This is a genomic window from Streptomyces sp. NPDC046859, from assembly GCF_040645135.1.
Lineage (GTDB): Bacteria > Actinomycetota > Actinomycetes > Streptomycetales > Streptomycetaceae > Streptomyces.
In genome coordinates, this window is sequence record NZ_JBEYXR010000030.1 from 43,376 (window position 1) to 66,608 (window position 23,233).

The window sequence follows — 23,233 nt, forward strand, 5'->3', positions numbered from 1 at the left end:
CGCCCGATCGACGGCGGCACGTACGCCCGGTCGCGAGTGCCGACGCCGGCTCCGGCTCCGGCTCCGGCTCCGGCTCCGGCTCCGGCTCCGGCTCCGGCTCCGGCTCCGGCTCCGGCTCCGGCTCCGGCGGGACCCTCTGCTCCAGGACCTCGTCGGACAAGACAGGGTTCAGTCCCGCGAGAAGGCCGCCGTGCTGGTCCACGGTGCGAAGGTCGAGCAGCCACTGGTGACTCAGGGGGGCGCGATCGCGAACGCCGTGGCGGGATGGGGCATCGACAGCCCCGCCTGGTACACCCCCGCGTCCTACGCTCTGTCGATGCCCCTGACCGACTCGTCCGGATCATTGCCCATCTGCGTGGCGAACATCATCGCGCCGAGCACGAACGGATAGACCTCGATGCCGGTGCGGCCCAGGTTTCGATGCCGCGTGAGTCCTCTCCCGATTGACTCAAGGGTGTTCGGTCGCCGGGCAGGCTTTCGTCGCTACGCCCACACGCCGACGAGGGTGACGGGGTCCCGGCCCCTCTCAGACGGCACCGATGGTCGTCGCCGTCAGTTGCTCGGAGACTTCCCAGACTCGCGCGGCCTCGTCCGTGCTGCGCAGTCGCGAGTAGAGCTTCTGCTCGGCGGGCGGCCCTCCGACGCGTCCAAGCCATCGCGGACCGTAGAAGCCCCCGGGCTTGGCATGGGGGTCCGTGGCGGCCATGAGCGCGGGCAGCTTCGCCGTTTCGACCGTTCCGACCAGGATGCCCTTCCCGGACAGGAGACGGATCACCCTTCGGCCTGCCACCTCCTTGTCGCGTCCGAGTTCGGGGCGCGCCGCGAGCAGGCTCGTCGGAGCGAGTCCTGGATGTGAGAGGTTGCTGGTGATACCCCATCCACCCGCGCGGCTGCGTCGGTCGAGCTCCAGACCGAACAGTCCGAACGCGATCTTTGACTGACTGTAGGCGCGCACCCCGACGTAGCTGCGTTCCCAGTTCAGGTCGTCCCAGTTGATGGAGCCCTGATTGGCGGCGATGCTCACTTGCGAGGTCACCCGCGCGCGGCCGGCCCGCAGCAGCGGCATCAAGTGGGCAACGAGCGCGAAATGGCCCAGGTGGTTCGTGCCGAACTGCAGCTCGAACCCGTCGGCTGTCGTCTGCCGGTCCGGTGGGGTCATGACGCCTGCGTTGTTGATCAGGAGATGAATCGGCCGCCCCTCTGCGCGCAACGTGTCACCGAGCGCGGCGACGGACATGAGCGACGACAGGTCGAGATCTCGCAGTGAGACCTTCGCAGCGGGCACGGACTCCCGGATCACATTGATCGCGGTCTCCCCCTTGCGTCGATTGCGCACGGGCATGATCACTTCTGCACCTGCCTGCGCGAGGCGTTCAGCCATCCCCAGACCCATGCCGTCGCTGGCGCCGGTTACGACGGCCAGCTTTCCCGACAGGTCGGGGATGGTGATGTCGATGGGTGTGCGTGCCATGGGTCCACTCCTAGAGGTCAGGTCGTCGGTTCAACTGTCGCGGAAGTGGACTGCGTTATTCAGGGCCTGACGATCCACCCTTGAGGTGCGTGTTCCACGACGGAGCGTCGATCGTCCTGGTCGGTTCGACGGCCACCGCGGAATGGAGGCGTTCGGCGCGTACGCAGCGTCGAAGGCGGCCGTCCGGTCCTTCGCGTGGACCTGGTCCGTCGAACTCAAGGACCGCGGCATCCGGTTCAACGGGTCTCGCCGGCATGGACTGAGACTCCCGGGTCGCCACCGTCCTTCGGCGGCGAGAGGACCTTCCGGTCCATCAAGGAGCATGTCGCCACAGCAGGGACCTGGAATGCGCTGAGGGAATCGGTGATCGTGCTCGACGACCTGCTGCTCGTGCCGTTGATCAGCGACCGGCGATCCGACGCCGTGACGCCCGTGGCAACCTGCCACGACGGTTCGGCCACGCCGAGTCCGATCGGTTGGCTCGCCGTGCGCCGTACTCACAGACTGGCCGTACCACCCTGTGACCGGGCTATTCTGGGTAGGCACGGTTCACCGATCACAGGTGCTCGATCAGCTTGTCCAGGGTGATCGGCACGTCGCGCACCCGGATCCCGGTGGCGTTGTAGACGGCGTTCCCGATCGCGGCCGCCGAGCCCACCGTGCCGATCTCCCCGAGACCAAGGGCGCCGAGGCTCCTGGTGCCGACGTCCTCACTGCCGTCGCCCAGCGGCCCGGTGAGGACAGGGTCGGGCCGGCCGAGCAGGTGCACGTCGATGTCGGGGACGTCGGCGTTCACGGGCACGAGATAGTCGGCGAGCGTGCTGGACGCCAGGCGCCCGGTGTCGAGCTCCAACGGGTTCTCCTCCAGCAGGGCGTGCCCGATGCCGAAGATGACGCCGCCGACGAGCTGGCTCCGGGCGGCCCGGGAGTTGATGACGCGGCCGACGTCCGCGACCGTGGTGAATCGGGTGACGTGGGTATCGCCGGTGAACCGGTCGACCCGTACCTCGCAGAAGTGGGCGCCGAAGCTGTGGTGCACGTACCCCGGGTCGGCATCGCCGGGTGACTCGGCGAGGGTGGTGATGCCTGGTGAGTCGACGGCGGCGAGCAGGCGTCCGAAGGTCATCGACCGGCCCTGGCCTGCAGGATGCCGCGCTTGTAACGCAGGTCGTCGGCGCTCGCTCCGTGCCACGGTGACCTGTGGTCGGTGACGGCGAGCCGCTTGAGCTCGTTGATCGCGTCGCGGGCGGCGTTCACGATCAACGTCACCCGTCGTCTCGGCGGCATCCGGCCGAGCAGGTCTTCGGTCGTCGGTTCAGTGCAGCGTCTGTGTGCCGATCACGGACAGGACCTGCAGCTTCTCGTAGCTCTCCGTGCCGGGGACGGCGGTGTACACCATCAGGGAGTGGGCCTGGTCCGGATCGATCAGGCGCTGGCAGTTCAGCTCCAGAGCACCGACCTCGGGGTGAACGAAGTGCTTGACCTCGCGCGGGCGGATCCCGATCTCGTGGTCGTCCCACACCCGCCGGAACTCTTCGCTGGAGTCCAGGAGCAGGTCCGCCAGATATGCGGCTCGGGAGTCCGGACCCCGGAGGGTGACGATCCCGCGCAGGCCTGCGGCGTACATCCGGGTCATGAACGCGTGCTGCTCCGGGGCATACAGGTCTCGGGCGCTCGGGTCGGTGAACCACCGGTAGCCCATGCTGCGAGCAGGACCGGTGTAGCGCGTCGTGTCGCCGGTGAGGGCGACGCCCATCGGTGTCTGCCGCAAGGTCTCACCGAGTTCCGTGACGATCTCCGCAGGCGTGTCCTGCAGCCGGTCGAGAACACGCAGCAGCCCGGGGCTGATGTGCTCACTGGAGCTGTCACGGGGCGGCGGGTTGTGCCCGGCCAACCGGAACAGATGGTCACGTTCGTCTATGGACAGGTGGAGTCCCTGGGCGATCGAGGCGAGCATCTGCGGTGACGGCTGCGGACCACGCTCGCGCTCCAGACGGGAGTAGTAGTCGGTCGACATGTTGCACAGCGTCGCGACCTCCTCCCGCCGTAGCCCGCTGGTTCTGCGGCGCCGTCCCCGAGGCATGCCGACGTCCTCCGGCTGCAGCGCCTCGCGGCGGTTGCGGAGAAAGCCTGCCAGCCCTGTGCGATCGATCACGACGCTCCCCCTTCTGAGAGTTCCGCCTCGTTTCTAACCCGTGCGTTCGAAGGTAGCCACGGCCTGGCGATCCCCCCTTGTGGAACGCGCCGGCGCCGGAGCGGTACTGCCGCACGACGCCGGAACGCCGACGCCTGGCGATGCCGGCCGCGACGGACACCGACTGAGCGCGGTCTTGCTGTGCGACCTCTCGTACCGCGTCGTGGGCTGGGCGGCCGAGGCCGACGAGGGTGGCCGAGGCCGAGGCCAGTCGCCGTAGCCCAGCAGGTGCAGCCGCGGCTCACCCAGAGCCCGCATGCCGTCGCTATGGTGCGCTCGATGACCCAGCGGCGGCGGCCCAATCGTTCGCTGGACGCGATGCCTTTGCACGCGATCCGTCCTCCGATGCGTTTGCCGCGTGACCATTTCCGCAGGTCAGCGCAGCCGTAGGCGTTGTCCGTGCGGGGGCCCTGGGGTTTGAAGTGGCGGCCGCGGTGGGGTCGAGGACCGGATCAGCGGTTTCGCGATCTCCCACACGCCGTCCGGAACGATCCCATTCCCCCTACCCCGCCCCATACCGAGATCCACGACGCCTCACCACGGGGGACACGGTCTTCGGCATCCGTAAGAGCACAGCCCGCGGGCACCACGAGGGCGACGCTCTAATCCTGGCCTCAGGTTGATCGGGGACAATGAGCGGCAAAAAGCATCGACTGCAGGGGGCGGGCCGACGTGCGGATCATGATCGCGGATGACGAGGCGGCCATCCGTGACTCGCTGGAGCGGGTGCTCCAAGTCGAGGGTTACGACACCAGCACCGTCGCCAACGGTTTCGCCGTGCTCGACGGGGTCGGTGGCGACGCGCCGGATCTGCTGATCCTCGACGTGATGATGCCCCGCCTCGGCGGGTTGGAGACCTGCCGGCGGCTGCGGGCGGCGGGCCGGGATCTGCCGGTGCTGATGCTGACCGCCCGGGATCAGGTCAGCGACCGGGTCGCGGGGCTGGACGCGGGCGCCGACGACTATCTGCCCAAGCCGTTCGCCACCGAGGAGTTGCTGGCCCGGGTCCGGGCCCTGCTGCGCCGCCGCGTGACGGGCGACGACGAGTCGCAGATCCTGACGTTCGCCGACGTCCGGGTCGACCCCGACAGGTTCGAGGCGTGGCGGGGCGGGCGGCCGCTCCGCCTGACCCGGACCGAGTTCTCCCTGCTGCAGGTCCTCGTGAGCAACGCGACCCGGGTGTTGACCCGTGACGCGCTGTTCGAGGCGATCTGGGGCTTCGACATGAGCGCCACCGCCAACAACCTGCAGGTGTACGTCAGTTACCTGCGCCGCAAGATGGAGGCCGAGGGTGAGCCGCGATTGATCTACACGCTGCGGGGCTTGGGGTACACGTTGCGGGAGACTCCTCCGTGAGCGGGCACGCCGGTCGGGGCTCGCGCCGGCTGACCCGTTGGTGGCGCCGGCGGTCCCTGCGGACCAGGCTGACGGTGATCGGGGCGACGGCCATCGCGGTCAGCGTGTTCGTGGCCTTCCAGGTGGCCAGCGAGCTGATGGCCTGGGAGCTGCGGGACACCGCGGAGGATCAGCTACGCGCGGACTCCCGCGTCCTGGCGACGAACGCTGAGCGCGCGGGTCTGGCGCAGGTCCAGCTACCGCCGTATCCCGGATCCGGTCAGCTGGTGCGGGTCATCCTGCCCGACGGCTCGATCCGGACGCCGACCGGCCAACCCGCGCTGCCCCCGGTCAGCGAGGAGGCCGGGCGCGTGGCGCGGGGCGCGTCGCCCGACCTGATGGAGTCGGGCGACAGCGACGAAGACGGCTACCTCGTCTACACGCTGCGGGCGGGCGACGGCGCGGTCCAGGTGGCCCGCGTCGCCGACGACAGCCCGCTCAACCAGTTCGGGTTGGGCATGCTGCTGATCGGGCTGCTCTGCGTGGTCAGCGGCGCACTTGTCGGGCGGGCCGTGGCGCGGACCGGGCTGGCACCGATCGACCGGCTGACCGCCGCCGCGGTACGTGTGGCGCAGACCCGGGATCTCGACGCCGACATCCCGGACGAGGGCGGTGGGGAGATCCGGCGGCTGATCCAGTCGATCAACGACATGCTCGCCGCGCTCCGGGACTCCCGGCGGGCCCAACGGCTGCTCGCCGAGGACGCCGCCCACGAGCTCAAGACCCCGCTCACCAGCCTGCGCCTCAACGTCGAGCTGCTGATCCGGCTCGATCGGCGCGGCACCCTGGACAGCGCGCTGCCGGCGGAGAGCCGGACCCGGCTGCTCAACGATCTCGGCGCTCAGGTGGCCGAGTTGAGCACCCTTGCCGCCGAGCTGACCGACCTGGCGCGCGGTGACGTCAGCGACGAGAGCACCGAGGTGCTCGACCTCGCCGACGTGGTGGTGGCCGCCGCGACCCAGGCGCGTTCCCGTCTGCCCGACATGGAGGTCGCGCTCGACGTGACCTCCGTGTGGGTGAGCGGGCGTCCCGCCGCGCTCCAGCGGGCGGTGCTCAACCTCATCGACAACGCCGGCAAGTGGTCCCCCGCGGACCAGCCGGTCCAGGTCCGGCTCCGTGCCCAGGGCGCGGCGGCGGTGCTCGAGGTCGACGACGCCGGGCCGGGCATCGACGCCGCCGACGTGCCGCGGGTGTTCGACCGCTTCTACCGTGCCGACAGCGCCCGGGCGTTGCCGGGATCCGGTCTGGGGCTGTCGATCGTGCAGCGGGTCGTCGACGCCCACGGCGGCCGGGCCACCGTCGCCCGCTCCGCACGCGGTGGCGCGCTGCTTCGGGTCGGCCTTCCGGCCGCGGCCCCGCCCACCCCGGTCGCGCGCCGCGCCGCCGGGGACGACACCGCGGCGCGCTGACCCGCCCCGGCGGCGCTGCGCAGGACAGGGGACGGCGGCCCTCGGGCAGGGCCCCGCGCGGCCCACCACCGGGCAGGACACGGTGCGCCGACCCCAGCCCCGGCCGCACGGCGCAGGACCAAGAGGCGGCGACCGTCGGGCCCAAGAAAGATCCGGGACGGGCCTGGGGCCCCGTCCCGGATCTCCTCCGTGCCGCCGCGCTCACCGTTGCAGCGCGGGCTCCTGGTCGTCGGCGAGCGGCTGTTGACCGTCCGGCAGCTCCGCCGCTGGACGGGACAGCCGGCTCGGCCACCACATCCGCCGGCCGATCAGCAAGGTGAGGGCGGGCACCAGGACCGACCGCACCAGCAGGGCGTCGAGGAGCACGCCGAAGGCGACCAGGAACCCGACCTCGATCAGCATCACCAGCGGAAGTGTGGCGAGGACCGCGAACGTGGCCGCCAGGACCAGGCCTGCCGAGGTGATGACGCCACCGGTGGCGGAGAGGGCTTTGAGCATGCCCTTTCTCGTGCCGAGGCGCACGGTCTCCTCCCGGGCCCGGCTGGCCAGGAAGATGTTGTAGTCGACGCCGAGCGCCACCAGGAACAGGAATGCCAGCAGCGGCACCGAATAGTCGACACCCTTGAAACCGAGGATCGTGTCGAAGACGAACACGCTGCCACCGAAGGCCGCGGCGAATGAGACGATCACGGTGGCCATCAGAACCAGCGGGGCCAGGATCGCGCGCAGCAGCAGCCCGAGGACAATCAGGACGACGGCGAGCACCAGCGGGATCACCAGCTTCTCGTCGCGGCTGGTGGTCACCTCCGTGTCGAGGTTCTCCGCACTCGGCCCGCCGACGATCGCGTCCGCCCCGCTCACCGCGTGCACGGCGGTGCGCACCCGCTTGATCGTGTCGTACTCGGCGACGGTGTCCGGCGCGTCCTTCGGGAACACGGAGATGTTGGCCCAGCCACCGCTGGTCTGCTCCGGGATGGCCAGGGCCACACCGCGAGTGTCCTTGACGACGTCGAGCACCCGCTCCCGGTGCGCCGGCCGCGTGAAGATCGTCATCGGCTGGCCGCCGAGCTCCGGGAAGTGCTGGCGGAGAACGGTGAAGCCGGTGACCGACTCCGGCGCGGACAGGAACTGGTCCTGCTCCCGCAGGGCGCCGGTGTTGCCCGCCAGCCCGAGGGCGAGCACGCCGAGGACTCCGAGCGAGCCGAGCGCCGCCACCCACCGGCGGCGGCTGATGGCGGTGCCGAGCCGTCCCCACAGCCCCGGATTCTCCTCCACGGCCGTGCTGAACCGCGGAATGGCCGGCCAGAAGATCCGCCTGCCGAGCACCACGAGCACCGCCGGGAACAGCGTCAGCATGGCCACCAGCGCGCACAGGATGCCGGCCGCGCCGATCGGGCCCAGCCCGCTGGTGCTGTTCAGGTCCGCGACGAGCAGGCAGAGCAGGCCGGCGACCACGGTGGCCGCGGACGCGACGATGGCCGGCGCCGCGCCGCGTAGCGCGTGGACCATCGCGACCCGGACGTTCTCGTGGTGGTGCAGCGCTTCCCGATATCGAGCGATGAGCAACAGCGCGTAGTCCGTGCCGACGCCGAACACCAGGATCGTCAGCAGCGCCGAGTTCTGGTCGTTGACCACGATGCCGAAGCCCTTGACGAGCAGGTAGACGGTCGCCATCGCGGTCAGCGCGGCCGCGCCCACGGCCACGAGCGGGATGAGCCACAACACCGGGCTGCGGTAAGTGAGGATGAGCAGGAGCGTGACGACGACGATGGTGGTGAGGAGGACCTGCACGTCGATGCCGTCGAAGACGGCATCCATGTCGCCGTCGATCGCGCCCGGGCCGGTCACATCGAGATCCAGGCCGGAGGGGCGGTCCTTCGCGGCGTCACGCAACGGGCCGACGATAGCCTCCGGTGCGCCGTAGGCCGTGCTCACCTCGAGGGTGAACATCATCGCCTTGCCGTCCGTGGAAAGTCTGGTCGGTGAGCCCTCTTCGTCCTCACCGGCCGCCGCCTTCGCCTTCGGCGGGTACCGCTTGGCAAGAGTGTCGTAGTGGCGCTCGACCGTCGTGCGGTCGGCGTCGGTGATGCCGCCGGCGCGGTGGTACACGAAGACGAACGTGTTGTCGTCACCGCCGGGGAGACTGTCGTCCAGCGCCGCCACCTTGGTGGACTCGGCACTGGCCGGCAGGGTGTCTACGGCGCTGTCGGTGGTGACCGAGCTCAACTTTCCGCTCAGCGGCACCATGCCCGCCGCCAGCACCAGCCACAAGCCGATCACCAACCACGGCACCCACCGGCCTGCCAACCGACCGGCCGGCGCTTCTCTGGACGGCGCTGCGTTGACTGCCATTCACTGGCCTCCTGAATGCGTGTCACATCGTCTGTCTGACCCCGACTTCGTACCGAGCGAACCTGAGACGATGGTTAATGCGCCGCTCAGGCGGGGTGGCCGAACCAGGTGCCCAGCCGACGGACCGGCGTGGTGACCGTCGAGCCCCTGCCCGGTAGGCAAGGGCAAGCGGTACAGCCGTCGGGCCGGATGCGCCACGTGTCTACGTCTACGCCGGCAAAGTGCTCTTTCGGCGCCCTTTTTTAAGAGGCCATCTCCCTTGGTCCGGTCGCGCGCTTGCATTGCGGGTGGCGTTGAGGGGCGGCTCTGTCACATGATCACGGCATGACGAGTCCTGCCGCCTTCCGGGACCAGACCAACTGGTCCGACGGCTACTACGAGTTGGCCATAGAGGTTGGGTCGAGCGATGATGCCCGGATTCAAGCCGTCCTGAGTGCTCTGTGGTCTGCCGCGGACGTTGACGGGTGCTTCGGGCGGAGAGACCGTGAACCTGAGGAGCAGGATCCCGTGCCGTGCACGGTCGACTCACTGGCCGAGTTCGGTCACCTCAGTGGTCAGGTTCTGCTGCCGACAGGCCAGTTGGTCGTGTGCGGCTGTGTGGCGATCCGGGGCGGTGACGGAAGCAGTGACTGGCTGGACTTCTACGTCCCCCTCGGCGCCCTGGACAAGGCAGGCGTCGCCTACTGGGACGGTAGGCCGTTCTTCAGGTCTGACGTGATGGACGAATGGCTGGCTGCCGTCGGGGCCGAGACCTTCACGAGCGCCGCCTTCAGCCTGGGGATCGGCGGCTTCGAGGTCTCCGGCTGCACCGACGCGTCGACGCTGGCGGGAAGGATGCCGAAGACGCGGGACATCGGGTACCTGCTTCCACAAGGCGACGTCCTGCACTACGGCGCCGCGAACACCTGAGCTTTGTCGCCCCGGGCGGGCATGAGCCCGCGGTAGCAGATGACGGCGTTCACGGCGGGATTGTCACCCGCTTGGGCTCGTACGGGCTCCGGCCGTACAGGTAAGAGCGCAGGTCTTCTGGTTGCTGGAGATCACGGTAGTCCTGCGTTCTGGGGCACAAGGTCGATGCGGTCTGCATAGGCCCGAGCCAGTCGGTCCAGGGGAAGGTCGTGGCATGCTTCCTCGCCCCTCGTGGCTACCACGTCGTCGGAGCGGGATGCGCCGACCGGCGGGGCGGTCAGCGGGGCTGGCCGAGTGCTGCCGTCGGCCGCAGGTTCTCCTCGAGTTCTTCGGCCATGGCGGCGCCGGCCAATGCCCGTCCCAGTCGAGGTGCCTGTTTGAACAGGTTGTGCCCGGCGGCGAAAAAGATCCCGTCGGCTTCCCAGACCGCCATGCCGTCTTCGCTCCACGGCAGACTTGTCACCCAGCAGTGCAGGTACTCGACGGGCTCGGGGTCGAGACCGGGCAATGCGCGGGAGACGTACGCGCGGGCGCGGTCGTTGAGAGCCACCAGTGCGTTGGGGTCGGCGAAGCTGCCGTCCTCCCGCACTTCGACCGTTTGGCTGAGTCCCACCGCATAGCGGCTGTTGCCGGGGTAGGGGGCGGCGTAGACGCCGACCTCGCCGAAGTCGCCGCTGCTGTCCTGCAGACAGGCGACCCGTTCCGGGGGCGCTCCCCTGACCTGGAAGGTGAGGCGGACGTGGGCTGCCGGCTGTACGGGCAGCGAAAGCCCGACGTTGCGTGCCAGTCGCGCGGTGCTCAGGCCCGCGCACACCACCGCCGACGCGTACTCTGCGCGGCCGCCGGCGCTGAGCACTTCCACCGTCCCGTGACCCGTCGGATGCAGGGAGATGACCTCGTCGGTGACCACCGCGTCACCCAGTGCGTCGGCCAGGCTCTCGATCGCGACACGGGTGCGGATGGCGCCGCCGTCCTCATCGAGCATCGCGGGACCGCTGTAGTCGGCGAGCAGCGGCATGCGGGTGTGAAGCTCGGCGCTGTCCACGGGCCGGACCGGTATGCCGCCGACATCCTGCAGAATGCGCAGTCTCCTAGGTACGGGATCGCCCAGGGCGACCACTCCGTCCTGGGAGATCAGTTCGGTGCCCAACCGGTCGGCCCACTCGTCCCAGACGGCGCGGCCCTGCCGGGTGAATTCGACCAGGCGGGCGTCGTCGTGCGCGTGGCGGAAGATGCGGGACTGGCCGCTGGACTGTCCGTGGCCTGGAACGCCGCTTTCGTACACTCGCGCCATCGTTCCGCGCTCGGCCAGTGCGTAGGCGGTGCAGAGACCGACGATGCCGGCTCCTATCACGGCCACCTCGGGAACCCGGTCCATTCGATCGCCTCACTTCGCGTCCGGAGCTGTCCCCCTGCGGAACACGGGTCAGATTCAACATTCGCCACCGCGACCTGGTGGGTGACTGGACCCGGTGGGCGACTTTGTCGGGTGTCGGGCTCTTCGTGAAAGCGACGGTCGAGCGGAACCGTATCTCCTTCAGCCTCACACCGGTCCGAAATATGTCAAGCGGGCCACCTCGGGCATCGATCATGACCGACCGGCGGGGAGCCGCGGGATCGGACGTCGGGTCAAGGCATGGCAGGAGGTTTCTGAGCAGTACATCGGCTGCCTTCGGCTGCCTGGCGATTCCGTCGCTGTCCGGACCAGCGGGCAGCGGCAGGGGTTCCGTACGGTCGAGGTGTCGAATCCGCCGGACGTGGTGACGGCACCCGAGCTCCGGGGGGTGGAATGGCCTTGCATCATGATCAGCCTGGCAGCCTCCGCAGCAGGACGTCCTGCACGTCGGAGTCCGGGCTCATCGTGTCGTCGCCGTGCGTCGGCCGGCCCTTACCGGGCGCGAGGGGAAAGCCTGCGCGCCAGTCACCGTCCGGGCGAGGTCGTGCAGCAGGACGGGCGAACGGCCAAGTTCCGGAGCTGCCGACGGGACCGGTTCGGCCTGTGTGGCCCGGTCCAGGGCGGACATGACGTGACCCCTGAGCGGAGGTGCGGCCGACGATGTTGTCCACGCCTCCACCGAAGTTCCCGAAGAGGAAAGGGCACGCACGGACCTCTTGCGGATGTGAACCGGCCGCCGAACGGAGCGCCCCAGCCCACGCCTGCGGCGGAGCAGCGCATGCCTTGCGCACTGAACAGCGCGCAAGGCTCCTCGACTTCACCTGCCACGCACGCCCGTGCCCGGGATGGTCGCCGACGCCTCCGTCGGTTTGACGCCCTCAGTTGCGCTGTGGTCCTTTGCCTTGACCGGCTCGGACCCCGAGTCCAGAGCGTTGCGGACGGCGGTCAGGATGTCCTCGGTGCCGGCGCCGAGTGCACGGGCTGCCGAGGTGAAGTCGCGTGCCAGCGTGTCCAGTTGATGGACATCGTGCCCGTGCGCGGCCGGGAGTTCGGCCACCCGGGTACCCGCGCCCCGGCGGGTCCGGATCAATCTCGCGGCCTCCAGCTCGCGGTAGGCACGGGCCACGGTGCCCGGCGCCAGACCGAGGTCTGCAGCGAGTTGCCGAACGGTCGGCAGGCGCTCGCCCTCGGCCAGCCGGCCGGTACGGATGAGCGCGGCCAACTGGGCACGGATCTGCTCGTACGGCGGTACCTGGCTGGTGGTGTCGACACGGACGGTGCGTTCACTCATCGTCGCCACTCCCCTCGTCCGCCACACCGTCGTCCACCGCCCGTGGCGCCACCACGGTGAGCACGGACCATCCGAACGTGAACACGCTCAGCAGACCCAGGGGGCAGATCACCACGATGGTGACCGCGCCGAGCGGGCCGGCGCAGGGCCCGTCCGTGAGCGCGACGAGAAGCATCAGTACGACGAGAAGGACCTGACACGACACCAGCAGTCCCCAGGCTCCCACGATGGCCCAGGCACGGTCGCGACGCTGCCGGTGGTCGCCCGGCCCGAACTCGAAGCCGATCGCCAGGCCGGACCATCGGGCGTAATGGTCGGCGTGGTCGAGGAACCGGGACTGGAGCGGGACGGTGTCGAGCACGTGAAGATCCCCCAAGGCACCTTGTACCAAACGATGGATACAAGATGCCCTGCTGCGAAAACTTGTGTCAAACCATCGACACAAGAAAGCGCCGACGTCTCCGCCAGACGAAACCTGCCTCGCCTCATCCACCCGCCCGCCCAAGCCGCACTCCCCCCACCGAGTCCGCGAGACGAGGACCACCCGGACAGCGCCGCCAACGGAGGCCGACCCCCATGCCGACCTCGACGACACGCAGACCCCGAACCCGCCGTCCCCCACCGTGGAAAGGCGACGGCCAGGGTGACGCCGCGCTTCGCGATCGGCGCTGACGCCCGTACCGGAAACCGCCCAGGCGGTTCTGGCCCGGCGGCACGGCTTCTCAGGGTGCACAGCGCGGCGGAGCGGCGACGGATGGCCGAGGAGGCGGGGTTCGGCCGCGGGCAGGTCTTCGGCGGGTTCGAGGGGCGCCCTTACGACGAGAGCGCTGAACGACTCACCCTTCGGGCCGTCCGCGAAGCGTGAGGGAGGCGTGGTGCGCACGGCCGGGTCCGCGCGCCCTTTTGCCTGCGACGCGGGGAATCGTAAGATCACCTGGTCATCGCCGCGACGGGAGACAGGAAGCCGGTGCGAATCCGGCACGGTCCCGCCACTGTGACCGGGGAGCGCCCCTCCGACACGCCACTGCGCGCCGCGCGGGAAGGCGGAGGAAGCGTCGATCCGGGAGTCAGGACACTGGTCCGTCGCGGGCCCGATCCGAGGAGCGCGGACTCCAGGAGGCTTCACGTGTCCCAGCTGTTCACCCCTGCCCGCACGCGCGGGCTCCTTCGTGCCACGGCCGCTGCCGTGGCTCTGTCGTCAGTGCTGTTGACCACGAGCTGCGGTGCGGCCGACGAGAGCGGCGGGGACGCGAAGGCGACCGCGGCCGTGCCCGCGGGTTTCCCGGTCACCATCGACAACTGCGGCGTGAGGAGGACGTACGACAAGCCGCCGTCACGGGTGGTCACCATCCACCAGCACCCGGCTGAACTCATGCTCGCCCTCGGCCTGAAGGATCGCATGGTCGGCAAGGCCTTCCCCGACTCCGCGGTTCTGCCCGAGCTGAAGAAGGATTACGAGGCGGTTCCCGAACTGGCGCGCAAGGAACCGTCGTTCGAGAAGGTCCTGGATGCCGAACCCGAACTCGTCTACGGCGGCTACGGCAGTGCCTTCGCCGAGAAGGAGGGCCGCTCCCGCTCAGCGTTCGCCGACGCGGGCATCGACACCTACCTCAACCGTGAGTACTGCGGCAAGAAGAAGGTGACGATGGAGGACACCTACGACGAGATCCGCACCATCGGCAAGATCTTCGGTGTCTCGGACCGGGCCGACAAGCTGGTCACCGAACTCAGGGGCCGCGTCGGCAAGGCCGCAGGCACGGTCGAAGGCGAGCCCGAGGTGCCCGTCTTCGTCTACGACAGCGGCGACAAGGCCGCATTCACCGCGGGCGGCAAGAGCCTGGGCACCGAGCTGATCCGCCTGGCCGGCGGCGAGAACGTCTTCGCCGACCTCGACGACGTCTTCGGCGATGTCTCCTGGGAGCAGGTCATCGAGCGCAAACCGGAGGTCATCGCCATCTACGACTACGCCGGTGCCGGAAACGTCGAGCAGAAGAAGCGGTTCCTGCTGTCCCAGCCCGCGCTCGCCGACGTACCCGCTGTCAGGAACAAGCGATTCGTCGTCCTGCCGCTGACCGCCACCCTGGTGGGAATCCGCTCGGCCTACGCGGTCGACGACCTGGCCCGCGGACTGCACCCCGAGAGCTTCCGGTGACCCGGACCGCCACCGGCGCGTCCACGGAGCGCAGGGTCCGACCACGGAAGACCACGCAGCCAGGAGGGGGCCGCACGCGGCTGGCCGTCACGCTGCTCGTACTCACCGCCCTGCTCGCCGTCTCCGCCACTACGGGACTTGCGATCGGCTCCGTCCACGTGCCACCCGGCCAGGTGTGGGGCATCGTGACGCACGCACTGGGTGCCGACTGGCAGCAGCCGGACTGGTCGCGGGCCCGGGAGACCATCGTGGTGGACGTGCGGGCGCCGCGGGTGCTGCTCGGTGCGGTCACCGGCGCCGGCCTTGCGGTGATCGGCACGGCCCTTCAGGCCCTGGTGCGCAACCCGCTCGCCGAGCCGTACCTGCTCGGGGTCTCCTCGGGAGCGTCCCTCGGCGCGTTCTCGGTCATCGTGTTCGGGGCCACCCTTTTCGGTCCCGTCTCCCTGTCGGCGGCAGCCTTCGTAGGTGCCTTGGGCGCACTCCTGCTCGTGTACGCCACCGCCCGCACCGGCGGACGGATCACCTCATCGCGTCTCGTGCTGTCCGGCGTGGCGATCGCGGCGATGCTCACCGCGGTCCTCGATCTGCTCCTGCTCACCACCGATCGGGGCAACGAGACCCGCGCGGTCCTCGCCTGGACGCTCGGCGGCCTCGGCGGGGTCAATTGGGGCACGCTGTGGCTGCCGAGCACGGCCTTGCTGCTCGGTGTCGGCGTCCTCATGGCGCAGGCCCGCAACTTGAACCTGCTGCTGGCCGGCGAGGAGGCAGCCACCACCATGGGTCTGGACGTGGCCCGCTTCCGTGCCCGGCTGTTCGTCCTGCTCTCCCTCGTCACGGGCGTGCTCGTCGCGGCGGCCGGACCGATCGGCTTCGTCGGCCTGATGACGCCCCACATCGTGCGTCTGTTCGTCGGCGGCGACCACCGCCGGGTCCTGCCGACGGCGGCGCTCGGCGGAGCGGTCTTCCTCCTCTGGGCCGACATCGCCGCACGGACGATCGCCGCACCGATGGAGATACCCGTCGGCGTACTCACGGCCTTGTGCGGCGGGCCGTTCTTCCTGTGGCTCATGCGCCGGGACGCCCGGCGCGGCACCGACCGAGGAGCGGCATGACCGCGACCGAACTGAGCCTCCACGGCGTCACGCTCACCGCCGGCGCCCGCCACCTGGTGCGCGACGTGTCCCTGACCGCCCGCCCAGGCGAGACCATCGGGCTCGTGGGGCCCAACGGCAGCGGCAAGTCCAGCCTCCTGCGCACCGTCTACCGCGTCCTGCGCCCCGACACGGGCGAGGTCCGGGTCGACGGAGGCGACGCCTGGTCGTTGCCGGTGCGGCAACTGGCCCGCTCCGTGGCGGCGGTGGTCCAGGAGTCGGCACCCGACCTCGACCTCGCCGTGCGCGAGGTCGTCGCCATGGGCCGCACCCCACACAAACGGCTCCTCGCAGGCGACACCCCCGAGGACGCCGAACTCATCACCTCAGCGCTCCTGGCGGTCGACGCCGTCCACCTGGCCGACCGCCCCTTCGACCGGCTCTCCGGCGGCGAACGCCAGCGCGTGCTCATCGCGCGTGCCCTCGCCCAGCAGCCCACTCTCCTCGTCCTCGACGAACCCACCAACCACCTCGACATCCGGCACCAACTGTCCGTGCTCGACGCCCTGCGGCGCCTGCCCGTGACCGTGCTGCTCGCGCTGCACGACCTCAACCTGGCCGCCTACTACTGCGACCGCCTCTACGTCCTGCACGACGGCGAAGTCACCGCCTCCGGACCCCCCGCCGAGATACTCACCCCCGGGCTCCTGGCCAAGGTCTACGGAGTGGCGACGGAGGTGGCCGTCCATCCGCGCACGGGCGCCCCTCAGGTGACGTTCCTCCCCCAAGAACCACGCGCCTGAAGGGCTGCACGGGGGGAGGCGCCACCCGCGCCGAGGCACGCGCACGTTGCGGAGACGGCGCAGGGCTCCCGCAAGTCACGTCCTTGCGAGAGCCCTCCGTCGTGCCGCCTGCCCGCTGAAGCGGTTCTTCGTGGCGGGGCCCCGTTCAAGCGGGTGGGCGGTGCCGACCGGCGCCGACTAGCAGGTCATCGTCGATGTCCTGGAGCTCTCCGCCGCGCGTACTGTGCAGCTGCGCCTCACGAAGGCCAAGGCCGCATTTCGGGAACTCCTCTCCCCCGAAAGGGGGTCGGCCGAGGGCGAGGCAGGTAAGGTGCGCGCTTGCATGGCCCGGGAACCGTGGGAAGTCACCCTCGATCTCGACGACTGGGCTCACGGTGGCCGACCGCCCCCTGGGGTAACGGGGGGGCGTCGTCCAAGGCGGCATGAACTCGACGGTGACCAAGGCGTTCCGGCGGTCTCAGCCCGGCGCAGGGTCCACCGCGAGTACGAGAACCGCGCCAACGGCCGGATGCATGTTCCCGGAGGCCGCTGACCTGCTGCATGACCGGCCCCGCGACCAGTCCGACGCGCTGGGCGTGGACCGGTCCGCCAGGCGTCGAAGACGGCGAAAGCTGAGGGGCTCAGGCGTACGGCGAATCAAGCGACGGTGCCGGGGTTAGCGAAGCTAAGACATCGTTTATTTTGGTCGCAGCACGAGGAATGGGACTGCGACAGTGATTTCTATGGAACTGCCTCCTGACACCGTGCTCGTCTTCGACCGCGACGACGACCTCCTCGTCTTCGAGTCCTTCGTCCACGCTACGAACTGGATCGAGGCGATAGACGTAGATGAAGGTGAGTACACAGCGGCGTACTCACCAGACGGTGGCGTGTTGGCGCTGACTGCCCCCGAGGGCCCAGAAGGGTCGGTCGTTCTGGCCAGGACCAACATCGTGGACCTGGGCGACCTGGAGCAGAGAGTGGCCCGCTACTGGCTCCGCCACCAGGCAGGTCAGGCCCCGCGTGACCCGCTGCAGACAGCGCGATCTCTGATCGAAAGAGATAACAAGCCGCGCAGGAGTTGGATGGGCCGGCTCACCGGCCTGCTGCGCCGCGACACTGCGCAAGGCGCCGGTAACTGATGAGGGCTGCGGCGATGCCGTCGACGGCGAGGAAGTGCTCGGCTTTGCGTTCATAGCGGCGGTGCAGGCGTCGGCATCCGGCCAGCCAGGACACCGTTCTCTCCACGACCCAGCGGTGGCGGCCCAGCCTCTGCGAGGACTCGATGCCTTTGCGGGCGATGCGATGAAGGATGCCCCGCTGGCGCAGCCATTGGCGCAGGTGGTCGTAGTCATAGCCTTTGACGGCGTGGAGCTTGGCCGGGCGCCGGCGAGGCGGGCCGCGCCGCGAGCGGATCGGCGGGATCCCGCGCACCAGTGGCTTCAGGCCGAGGCTGTCGTGCATGTTGGCACCGGAGATGCCCAGCGACAGGGACAGACCCTTCCGGTCTGTGATCAGGTGGATTTTCGATCCGCTCTTGCCGCGGTCGGTCGGATTCGGTCCGGTCAATGGCCCCCTTTTGTAGCCCTGAGGCTGACAGAGTCGATTGCGCACCGAGACCAGTCCAGCTCGCCGCGGGCGCCGAGCTCGTCCAGGAGGACGCGGTGGAGCCTGACCCACACCCGGTCCCGGCTCCACCGGGCGAAACGCCGGTAGACCGTCGGCCAGGCCGGGCCGAACACTGGCGGCAACTGCCGCCAGGTACACCCCGAGGTGGCTACGAAGATGATCGCCGCCAGGCATTCGCGGTCACTCGCCCGCCGACGGCCGCCGCCCTGCGGACGTATGACCTCCGTCGGCGGAACCACCCGACGGAACATCGTCCACAACTCGTCCGGCACCGACCAGAGCGCCGGCAACGCCTGAGCGGGACCCGGGACGGACTTGACCGCGCCGCGCCGCGCCGGTCCGACTCGCGATGCGGCGCGGAATCGCGTGCTGGGCCAAACCCCCGCACCACCGGACCGACTGCACCCGGCAACAACGACTCAACAGGAAGCGACGCTTCGGTGTGATGAGCTATGGGGTGCTGCGCTGCTGCGGTACCTCCCCGAGGCCCACCCAGAACGCACAGTGAAGCTCCCTTGATGAGGCGAGCACACGACGCCGGGGGGCAAGTCGGCTCTGATCATGAGGGCCTTGTAGGCGGCTGTGGAGGGCCAACTCCACCCAGTCCACGCACGCTCACGCCCTTACTGCCGGCTCTCCCAGTCGCGCAGCCATTGGTCGAACTCGGCGGCGACGATGCGCTCGTCGTGCACGCCGGCTGCGTCGTCGGAGCCCAGCCAGACGATGGGCGGCCCCATCACCTCGGGACTCAGGAACCCGTGGCCCTCGGAGACGACGTCCTGGGGCAGCATCCCGGTGACCGTCGCGCCTCCAGGCAGGAGCTGGTTGACCGTGACGCCCGTGCCCCGCAGATCGGCCGCCATGATGCGGGACAGCGCCTCGCTGCCGGCACGCGACGGACCGTAGGGAACGAAACCGGCGCGTCGCATGGTCGAGTGGTTCATCGAGACGTTGACGATGCGGCCACCACCGGATGCCAGCATCCGTGGCGTGATCTCGCGGGCGACCAGGAAGTAGCCGGTCAGGTTGGTGTCGATCACCGCGCGGAAGGCGTCAGGCGGTACCTCCCAGAAGCCCTGCGGCTCTGTCATGAAGCGCGGGTTGACCGTACGCATGCCGATGCCGGCGTTGTTCACCAGCATGTCGATGCCGCCGAACTGCGACCACACTCGGTCGACGGCCCTGGCCACCGACGACTCGTCGCGCACGTCCATCTCGACGCCGGTCGCCCCCGGCAGTTTCGCGGCGACGGACTCCGCACGCTCGCCGGACCGCCCGGTCAGTGCGACGGAGGCTCCCGTCGCGGCCAGGGCGGAGGCCATGGCGAGTCCGAGTCCGCTCGTCCCGCCGGTCACCAGCACCTTCATCGGATCACCTCCGTCCTGAGAACCGGCCTGGCCGGGTCAACGGTCGCGTTCACCACCGCGCTCACCACCGCCGTTCGCGACCGTGGTTCTTGGTGGCAGGGCGTGCCCGTGGGCGGAAGTCCGCGATCATCACTATAGAGATTGGAGCACGCTCGAAGTCAGGTCGGGGCGGCTGCCGTGGTCCGTGAGAGCGACATGCGCGAGGTGGTAGTACCGGCGTCGCCGCTCGTCAGGGCGACGTGGCCTGCCTGCGCTTCAGGACGCCCCTGCGCCCCTGTCGTTTCGTACCCCCAGCACACCGCCGGCTCACGCCCTCGCGTCTGCCGCGAGACCATCCGTCACGCCGGTACGCGGACATGCCCCGGTCGAGCAGATGGGTTCGTGCCGTCGCTGAGCAAGGTCGCCGCGCTGCGGTGCGGGACTGGTGCCGCGCGGAGGCTGTACGGGTGATGTGTGGGGGCTGTCCGGGTGGCGGGCGCGGCGGGCGCCCATCCGTGTGCGGCGGGGCGGCGGATTCCCTTCAGAGCTCTGGGCGATCTTGTCCGGGGCATCGGGAAAGGGAAGAGAACATGCGTAGACATGTGATGGCGGCTTCTGCCGTCGTCCTGGCGGCCATGTGCGCGGCTCCCGCGCTCGCGTTCGGTGACGTCCCGGCCTCGGCCAGGGGTGGCGGGCTGACCGCGATCGGCCTGACGCACAGTCAGCGGCTGGTCCATTTCAATGTCGACAGGCCCGCCCGTGCCCGGGCGCTGGGCAAGATCTCCGGACTGGCCGGGGACAGCAGGCTGGTGGGAATCGACTTCCGTGTGCAGAACGGGAAGCTGTACGGCGTCGGCGACAGGGGTGGCATCTACACCCTGGACGCCCGCGCGAAGGCGCGGAAGGTCTCCCGGCTGACGGTGGCGCTTTCGGGCACCGCGTTCGGGGTCGACTTCAACCCGGCCGCGAACCGGCTGCGGGTCGTCTCCGACACCGGGCAGAACCTGCGGCACAACATCGACGACCCCGCTGCCCCGCTGACCACCACCGTCGACGGGACGCTCACCAACCCGACCACACCGCCGTCCACCGCGCGAGGTGTGACCGGCGCCGCGTACACCAACAACGACCTCAGCACCGCGACGGCGACGACCCTGTTCGACCTCGACACGATGGCCGACCGGATCTCGCTGCAGTCCCCGGCCAACGCCGGCACCCTGGCGCCCACCGGGAACCTCGGTGTCGACGCGGCCCTGGACGCCGGGTTCGACATCTACTACCACCCGGCCAGCGGCATGAACCGCGGCTTCGCAGCCATCGGCACGGCCGGTGCCTATCGTCTGTACGGAGTGAACCTGCTGACCGGAAAGGCAACGGACAAGGGCTCCTTCCCGAAGAAGTTCCAGGTCACCGACCTGGCCCTGCCGATCGACCAGAAGTAGCCCCCAAGGACGGCGGCAGTTGGAGCGGTCTGCGGGAGCTGTCTCCCACAGACCGTCCGGCTCGTGTCCACAGTCGGTGCCGGAACTGGTGCACGTGTACAGGGTGACGGCTGCCGTTCACGGCCCGAATTGCCGGGTGGGTGCATGCGAGCCGGCGGCGGGGGCGGCAGGACGAATCCGGAGATTTTCGTCGGCTGCGCAGCGGTCCAGACAGCGAGGTACGCAGATGGTGTGCGGGTTAGGTCATGGCGTTGCCCCCGAAGGAGCGGGCGGCCCGGACGACGGTGCTCCTGCGGTGCGTCAGCCGCAGCTGGAGAGGGACGTCCTTCGCCGCCTCGGCATCGTGGAGCGGGACGGGGTGGGCCACGACCATCAGCGGCAGGCTGCGAGGGCCGGCCACGAGATGTCGTATGCGGCCATCGATCTATTTGCCTGGGTCGTGACTGCGGGAGTCCGTGACTCACGGCCGATGCGGCTCTGACTGACGCGGAGCCACGGGTGCGCCCAGTCCCGGGCCCCAGGGGCAGGGCGCCGTTCGTGGTCCGGGAGCAGCGGTACTGGTGATCTCTGTCGGGCGACAACTGGGTAATCCGTTGCCGAATGCAGGGCGGATTGGTGCGAGTTCTCTTTTCACCTGATCAGGTCCGGGACCAATCCGCGCCGGTGCGCAGAACCGGATTCCCGGTGTGAGGGACGAAGAGAGGGAGCAGCGGGTGCGGCCGGGTCGGCCGCGTCCGGCGCTGGGTGCGCTGAGCGGAGCGCTGGCCGGTTTCGCGGCACTGGCGGTGGCCGAACCGGTCGCTGCCGCGGTCCGTCCGCAGTCGAGTCCGGTCATCGCGGTGGGTGCCACATCCATTGACATGACGCCCGCCGCGGTCAAGGACTGGGCGATCCGTCACTTCGGCACCGACGACAAGCTGGTACTGCAGCTCGGCATCCTGACCGTGCTGACCGTATTTGCGCTGGTGCTGGGTGTGTTGGCGGTGCGGTTCCGGCGGGCCGGGGCCGCCGGGGTCCTTCTCTTCGGTGCCGTCGGGGCGGCTGCCGCTGCCGGCCGGCCCGACTCCACCGGCCTGGCCGACGTACTGCCGTCGGTCGTGGGAGCCCTTGCTGGGGCTGTGCTTCTGTACGTCCTGACGGGTCGCCTCACCGTGGTGAGGCGCCCGCCGATGTATGGGCGCGAGGAAGTGCCCGAGGGAGTTGGGGCCGGTCTGCCGGCCTCCGCGGGATGGGACCGGCGGGGATTCGTCCTCGTGGCCGCGTCCGCCGCAGCGGCCTCGGCCGTGGTGGGCGGGGCCGGCCGGTCACTGAACGCCTCGCGCGGCCAGGACGCGGTCGCCTCACGAAAGAAGGTCGTGCTGCCGCGACCTGGGTCACCGGCCACGCCGGTCCCCGCGAGGGCCGCGCTGCGTGTTCCGGGGATCAGCCCTTTCACCACCCCGAACAGCAGCTTCTACCGGGTGGACACCGCGCTGGTGGTACCGAGGGTGGATGCGACGAGCTGGCGGCTGCGTGTCCATGGCCAGGGCGTACGCCGTGCGGTCGACTACTCCTTCGACGACTTGTTGCGCAGGGAGCTGATCGAGCGGGACATCACGGTGACCTGTGTCTCCAACGAGGTCGGCGGCCCCTACGTGGGCAACGCCCGCTGGATCGGCGTGCGGCTGGCCGATCTGCTGGCCGAGTGCGGGGTGAGGCCGCCGTCCCGGGGAGGCCCGGCGGACCAGCTCGTGGCGCGCTCGGTGGACGGCATGACGATCGGCAGCCCGGTCGAGGAGGTGATGGACGGCCGAGACGCACTGCTCGCCCTCGGAATGAACGGCGAGCCGCTGCCTTTCGCCCATGGTTTTCCGGTGCGGATGGTGGTCCCGGGCCTGTACGGGTTCGTCTCGGCCTGCAAGTGGATCGAGGACATCGAGCTCACCACCTTCGAGGCGTATGACCCCTACTGGGTCAAGCGGGGCTGGGCGCGCAGGGCCCCGATCAAGACCGCCTCGCGGATCGACACCCCCAAGCCCTTCGCCCGGCCCGACGCGGGCACGGTGATGGTCGCCGGGGTCGCCTGGGCGCAGCACCGGGGCATCGACAAGGTCGAGGTCCGCGTGGACGACGGGCCCTGGCTGCAGGCACGTCTGGCCACCGAGGACACCCTGGACACCTGGCGGCAGTGGTCCTTTCCCTGGCAGGCCACCCGGGGCAGCCACACCCTCACCGTTCGGGCCACCGACCGCACGGGCACCGTGCAGACCGACCACCGCACCCGCACGATCCCCGACGGCGCCAGCGGATGGCATTCCGTCGTCGTGACCGTCGACTGACCACCTGCCCACCTGACCCGAGAGCCTGCGCTCTCTTCCGAACCACCTTTCCACGA

General features: G+C 69.8%; 20 protein-coding genes, 3 pseudogenes and 1 riboswitch. Of the genes and pseudogenes, 10 read left to right on the forward strand and 13 right to left on the reverse strand.

Annotated elements, in window-relative coordinates; genetic code table 11:
* Positions 1-526: 526 nt before the first annotated feature.
* The gene (locus ABZ899_RS31135; RefSeq protein ID WP_361352581.1) at positions 527-1,471 is read right to left on the reverse strand and encodes an SDR family oxidoreductase; all 945 of its coding nucleotides are present in this window, start codon (positions 1,469-1,471) and stop codon (positions 527-529) included.
* A gap of 95 nt (positions 1,472-1,566) precedes the next feature.
* Between ABZ899_RS31135 and ABZ899_RS31140 the strand changes: the two are divergent.
* Positions 1,567-1,801 (forward strand): annotated as a pseudogene (locus tag ABZ899_RS31140) (SDR family oxidoreductase); the annotation flags it as partial.
* Positions 1,802-2,027: 226 nt separating this feature from the next.
* Here ABZ899_RS31140 and ABZ899_RS31145 read toward each other — a convergent pair.
* The 5 genes and pseudogenes from ABZ899_RS31145 to ABZ899_RS31165 all read right to left on the reverse strand — a co-directional run.
* Positions 2,028-2,597, reverse strand: a complete 570-nt coding sequence (locus tag ABZ899_RS31145) for a molybdopterin cofactor-binding domain-containing protein (RefSeq protein WP_361352584.1) — start codon at positions 2,595-2,597, stop codon at positions 2,028-2,030.
* Positions 2,594-2,740, reverse strand: a complete 147-nt coding sequence (locus tag ABZ899_RS31150) for a hypothetical protein (protein ID WP_361352587.1) — start codon at positions 2,738-2,740, stop codon at positions 2,594-2,596. The genes ABZ899_RS31145 and ABZ899_RS31150 overlap by 4 nt, the downstream gene beginning before the upstream one ends.
* A 46-nt stretch (positions 2,741-2,786) precedes the next feature.
* Positions 2,787-3,626 (reverse strand): helix-turn-helix transcriptional regulator, encoded by an 840-nt coding sequence (locus ABZ899_RS31155; protein WP_361352590.1) that lies wholly within the window; start codon positions 3,624-3,626, stop codon positions 2,787-2,789.
* 181 nt (positions 3,627-3,807) lie between these two features.
* Positions 3,808-3,932 (reverse strand): annotated as a pseudogene (locus ABZ899_RS31160) (pyridine nucleotide-disulfide oxidoreductase); the annotation flags it as partial.
* Positions 3,929-4,018, reverse strand: a pseudogene (locus ABZ899_RS31165) (IS5/IS1182 family transposase); the annotation flags it as partial. The pseudogenes ABZ899_RS31160 and ABZ899_RS31165, both read right to left, overlap by 4 nt.
* 319 nt (positions 4,019-4,337) lie before the next feature.
* Here ABZ899_RS31165 and ABZ899_RS31170 point away from each other — a divergent pair.
* Together ABZ899_RS31170 and ABZ899_RS31175 are read left to right on the forward strand one after the other, a co-directional pair.
* Entirely contained in the window at positions 4,338-5,021 is a 684-nt protein-coding gene (locus tag ABZ899_RS31170) for a response regulator transcription factor (RefSeq protein ID WP_361352593.1), read from the forward strand.
* Positions 5,018-6,469 carry an ATP-binding protein gene (locus tag ABZ899_RS31175; RefSeq protein ID WP_361352596.1) on the forward strand — a complete coding sequence of 484 codons (1,452 nt, stop codon included), beginning with the start codon at positions 5,018-5,020 and terminating at the stop codon, positions 6,467-6,469. Before ABZ899_RS31170 ends, ABZ899_RS31175 begins: the two co-directional genes overlap by 4 nt.
* 201 nt (positions 6,470-6,670) lie before the next feature.
* Here the strand turns inward: ABZ899_RS31175 and ABZ899_RS31180 are convergent, their stop codons facing one another.
* On the reverse strand, positions 6,671-8,821 hold the full coding sequence (locus ABZ899_RS31180; RefSeq protein WP_361352599.1) for an MMPL family transporter: 2,151 nt from the start codon (positions 8,819-8,821) through the stop codon (positions 6,671-6,673).
* 324 nt (positions 8,822-9,145) lie between these two features.
* Here ABZ899_RS31180 and ABZ899_RS31185 point away from each other — a divergent pair, with 324 nt between their 5' ends.
* On the forward strand, positions 9,146-9,730 hold the full coding sequence (locus tag ABZ899_RS31185; RefSeq protein ID WP_361352602.1) for a hypothetical protein: 585 nt from the start codon (positions 9,146-9,148) through the stop codon (positions 9,728-9,730).
* 277 nt (positions 9,731-10,007) lie between these two features.
* Here ABZ899_RS31185 and ABZ899_RS31190 read toward each other — a convergent pair whose 3' ends face one another.
* From ABZ899_RS31190 to ABZ899_RS31200, 3 genes are all read right to left on the reverse strand, one after another.
* Positions 10,008-11,108 (reverse strand): FAD-dependent oxidoreductase, encoded by a 1,101-nt coding sequence (locus ABZ899_RS31190; protein WP_361352604.1) that lies wholly within the window; start codon positions 11,106-11,108, stop codon positions 10,008-10,010.
* 835 nt (positions 11,109-11,943) lie between these two features.
* A complete protein-coding gene (locus ABZ899_RS31195) occupies positions 11,944-12,417 on the reverse strand; it encodes a GntR family transcriptional regulator (protein ID WP_361352607.1) in 474 nt (157 codons plus the stop codon).
* A complete protein-coding gene (locus ABZ899_RS31200) occupies positions 12,410-12,778 on the reverse strand; it encodes a hypothetical protein (RefSeq protein ID WP_361352610.1) in 369 nt (122 codons plus the stop codon). The genes ABZ899_RS31195 and ABZ899_RS31200 overlap by 8 nt, the downstream gene beginning before the upstream one ends.
* A 595-nt stretch (positions 12,779-13,373) precedes the next feature.
* Positions 13,374-13,495: riboswitch (cobalamin riboswitch) on the forward strand.
* Between the two features lie 48 nt (positions 13,496-13,543).
* On the opposite strand from ABZ899_RS31200, the gene ABZ899_RS31205 reads away from it, so the two are divergent.
* From ABZ899_RS31205 to ABZ899_RS31220, 4 genes are all read left to right on the forward strand, one after another.
* The gene (locus tag ABZ899_RS31205; RefSeq protein WP_361352611.1) at positions 13,544-14,569 is read left to right on the forward strand and encodes an ABC transporter substrate-binding protein; all 1,026 of its coding nucleotides are present in this window, start codon (positions 13,544-13,546) and stop codon (positions 14,567-14,569) included.
* Positions 14,566-15,681 carry an iron ABC transporter permease gene (locus ABZ899_RS31210; RefSeq protein WP_361352613.1) on the forward strand — a complete coding sequence of 372 codons (1,116 nt, stop codon included), beginning with the start codon at positions 14,566-14,568 and terminating at the stop codon, positions 15,679-15,681. The genes ABZ899_RS31205 and ABZ899_RS31210 overlap by 4 nt, the downstream gene beginning before the upstream one ends.
* On the forward strand, positions 15,678-16,463 hold the full coding sequence (locus tag ABZ899_RS31215; protein WP_361352616.1) for an ABC transporter ATP-binding protein: 786 nt from the start codon (positions 15,678-15,680) through the stop codon (positions 16,461-16,463). Before ABZ899_RS31210 ends, ABZ899_RS31215 begins: the two co-directional genes overlap by 4 nt.
* 722 nt (positions 16,464-17,185) lie before the next feature.
* Positions 17,186-17,584, forward strand: a complete 399-nt coding sequence (locus tag ABZ899_RS31220; protein ID WP_361352618.1) for a hypothetical protein — start codon at positions 17,186-17,188, stop codon at positions 17,582-17,584.
* Here the strand turns inward: ABZ899_RS31220 and ABZ899_RS31225 are convergent.
* Positions 17,538-18,322, reverse strand: a protein-coding gene (locus ABZ899_RS31225) for an IS5 family transposase (RefSeq protein ID WP_361352685.1) whose coding sequence is annotated in 2 segments (ribosomal slippage) — positions 17,538-18,010 and positions 18,010-18,322 — 786 coding nt in all. Because the reading frame shifts where the segments join, the coding sequence is not laid out codon by codon here. The genes ABZ899_RS31220 and ABZ899_RS31225 overlap by 47 nt on opposite strands.
* Positions 18,323-18,694: 372 nt before the next feature.
* On the reverse strand, positions 18,695-19,438 hold the full coding sequence (locus ABZ899_RS31230) for an SDR family oxidoreductase (RefSeq protein ID WP_361352621.1): 744 nt from the start codon (positions 19,436-19,438) through the stop codon (positions 18,695-18,697).
* A gap of 569 nt (positions 19,439-20,007) precedes the next feature.
* Here ABZ899_RS31230 and ABZ899_RS31235 point away from each other — a divergent pair.
* Positions 20,008-20,859, forward strand: coding sequence for a DUF4394 domain-containing protein (locus ABZ899_RS31235; protein ID WP_361352624.1), 852 nt, complete (start codon positions 20,008-20,010; stop codon positions 20,857-20,859).
* Positions 20,860-21,097: 238 nt separating this feature from the next.
* On the opposite strand, the gene ABZ899_RS31240 is transcribed toward ABZ899_RS31235, so the two are convergent.
* Positions 21,098-21,259 (reverse strand): hypothetical protein, encoded by a 162-nt coding sequence (locus ABZ899_RS31240; RefSeq protein ID WP_361352627.1) that lies wholly within the window; start codon positions 21,257-21,259, stop codon positions 21,098-21,100.
* Between the two features lie 286 nt (positions 21,260-21,545).
* Between ABZ899_RS31240 and ABZ899_RS31245 the strand changes: the two genes are divergently transcribed.
* A complete protein-coding gene (locus ABZ899_RS31245) occupies positions 21,546-23,177 on the forward strand; it encodes a molybdopterin-dependent oxidoreductase (protein ID WP_361352630.1) in 1,632 nt (543 codons plus the stop codon).
* Positions 23,178-23,233: the final 56 nt, after the last annotated feature.

Excerpts from the sequence above, each read along its gene's own strand:
- ABZ899_RS31135 (WP_361352581.1), bottom strand. The coding sequence starts at position 1,471 with ATGGCACGCACACCCATCGACATCACCATCCCCGACCTGTCGGGAAAG.
- ABZ899_RS31145 (WP_361352584.1), bottom strand. The coding sequence starts at position 2,597 with ATGACCTTCGGACGCCTGCTCGCCGCCGTCGACTCACCAGGCATCACC.
- ABZ899_RS31180 (WP_361352599.1), bottom strand. The coding sequence starts at position 8,821 with ATGGCAGTCAACGCAGCGCCGTCCAGAGAAGCGCCGGCCGGTCGGTTG.
- ABZ899_RS31185 (WP_361352602.1), top strand. The coding sequence starts at position 9,146 with ATGACGAGTCCTGCCGCCTTCCGGGACCAGACCAACTGGTCCGACGGC.
- ABZ899_RS31190 (WP_361352604.1), bottom strand. The coding sequence starts at position 11,108 with ATGGACCGGGTTCCCGAGGTGGCCGTGATAGGAGCCGGCATCGTCGGT.
- ABZ899_RS31195 (WP_361352607.1), bottom strand. The coding sequence starts at position 12,417 with ATGAGTGAACGCACCGTCCGTGTCGACACCACCAGCCAGGTACCGCCG.
- ABZ899_RS31215 (WP_361352616.1), top strand. The coding sequence starts at position 15,678 with ATGACCGCGACCGAACTGAGCCTCCACGGCGTCACGCTCACCGCCGGC.
- ABZ899_RS31220 (WP_361352618.1), top strand. The coding sequence starts at position 17,186 with ATGGAACTGCCTCCTGACACCGTGCTCGTCTTCGACCGCGACGACGAC.
- ABZ899_RS31230 (WP_361352621.1), bottom strand. The coding sequence starts at position 19,438 with ATGAAGGTGCTGGTGACCGGCGGGACGAGCGGACTCGGACTCGCCATG.
- ABZ899_RS31235 (WP_361352624.1), top strand. The coding sequence starts at position 20,008 with ATGCGTAGACATGTGATGGCGGCTTCTGCCGTCGTCCTGGCGGCCATG.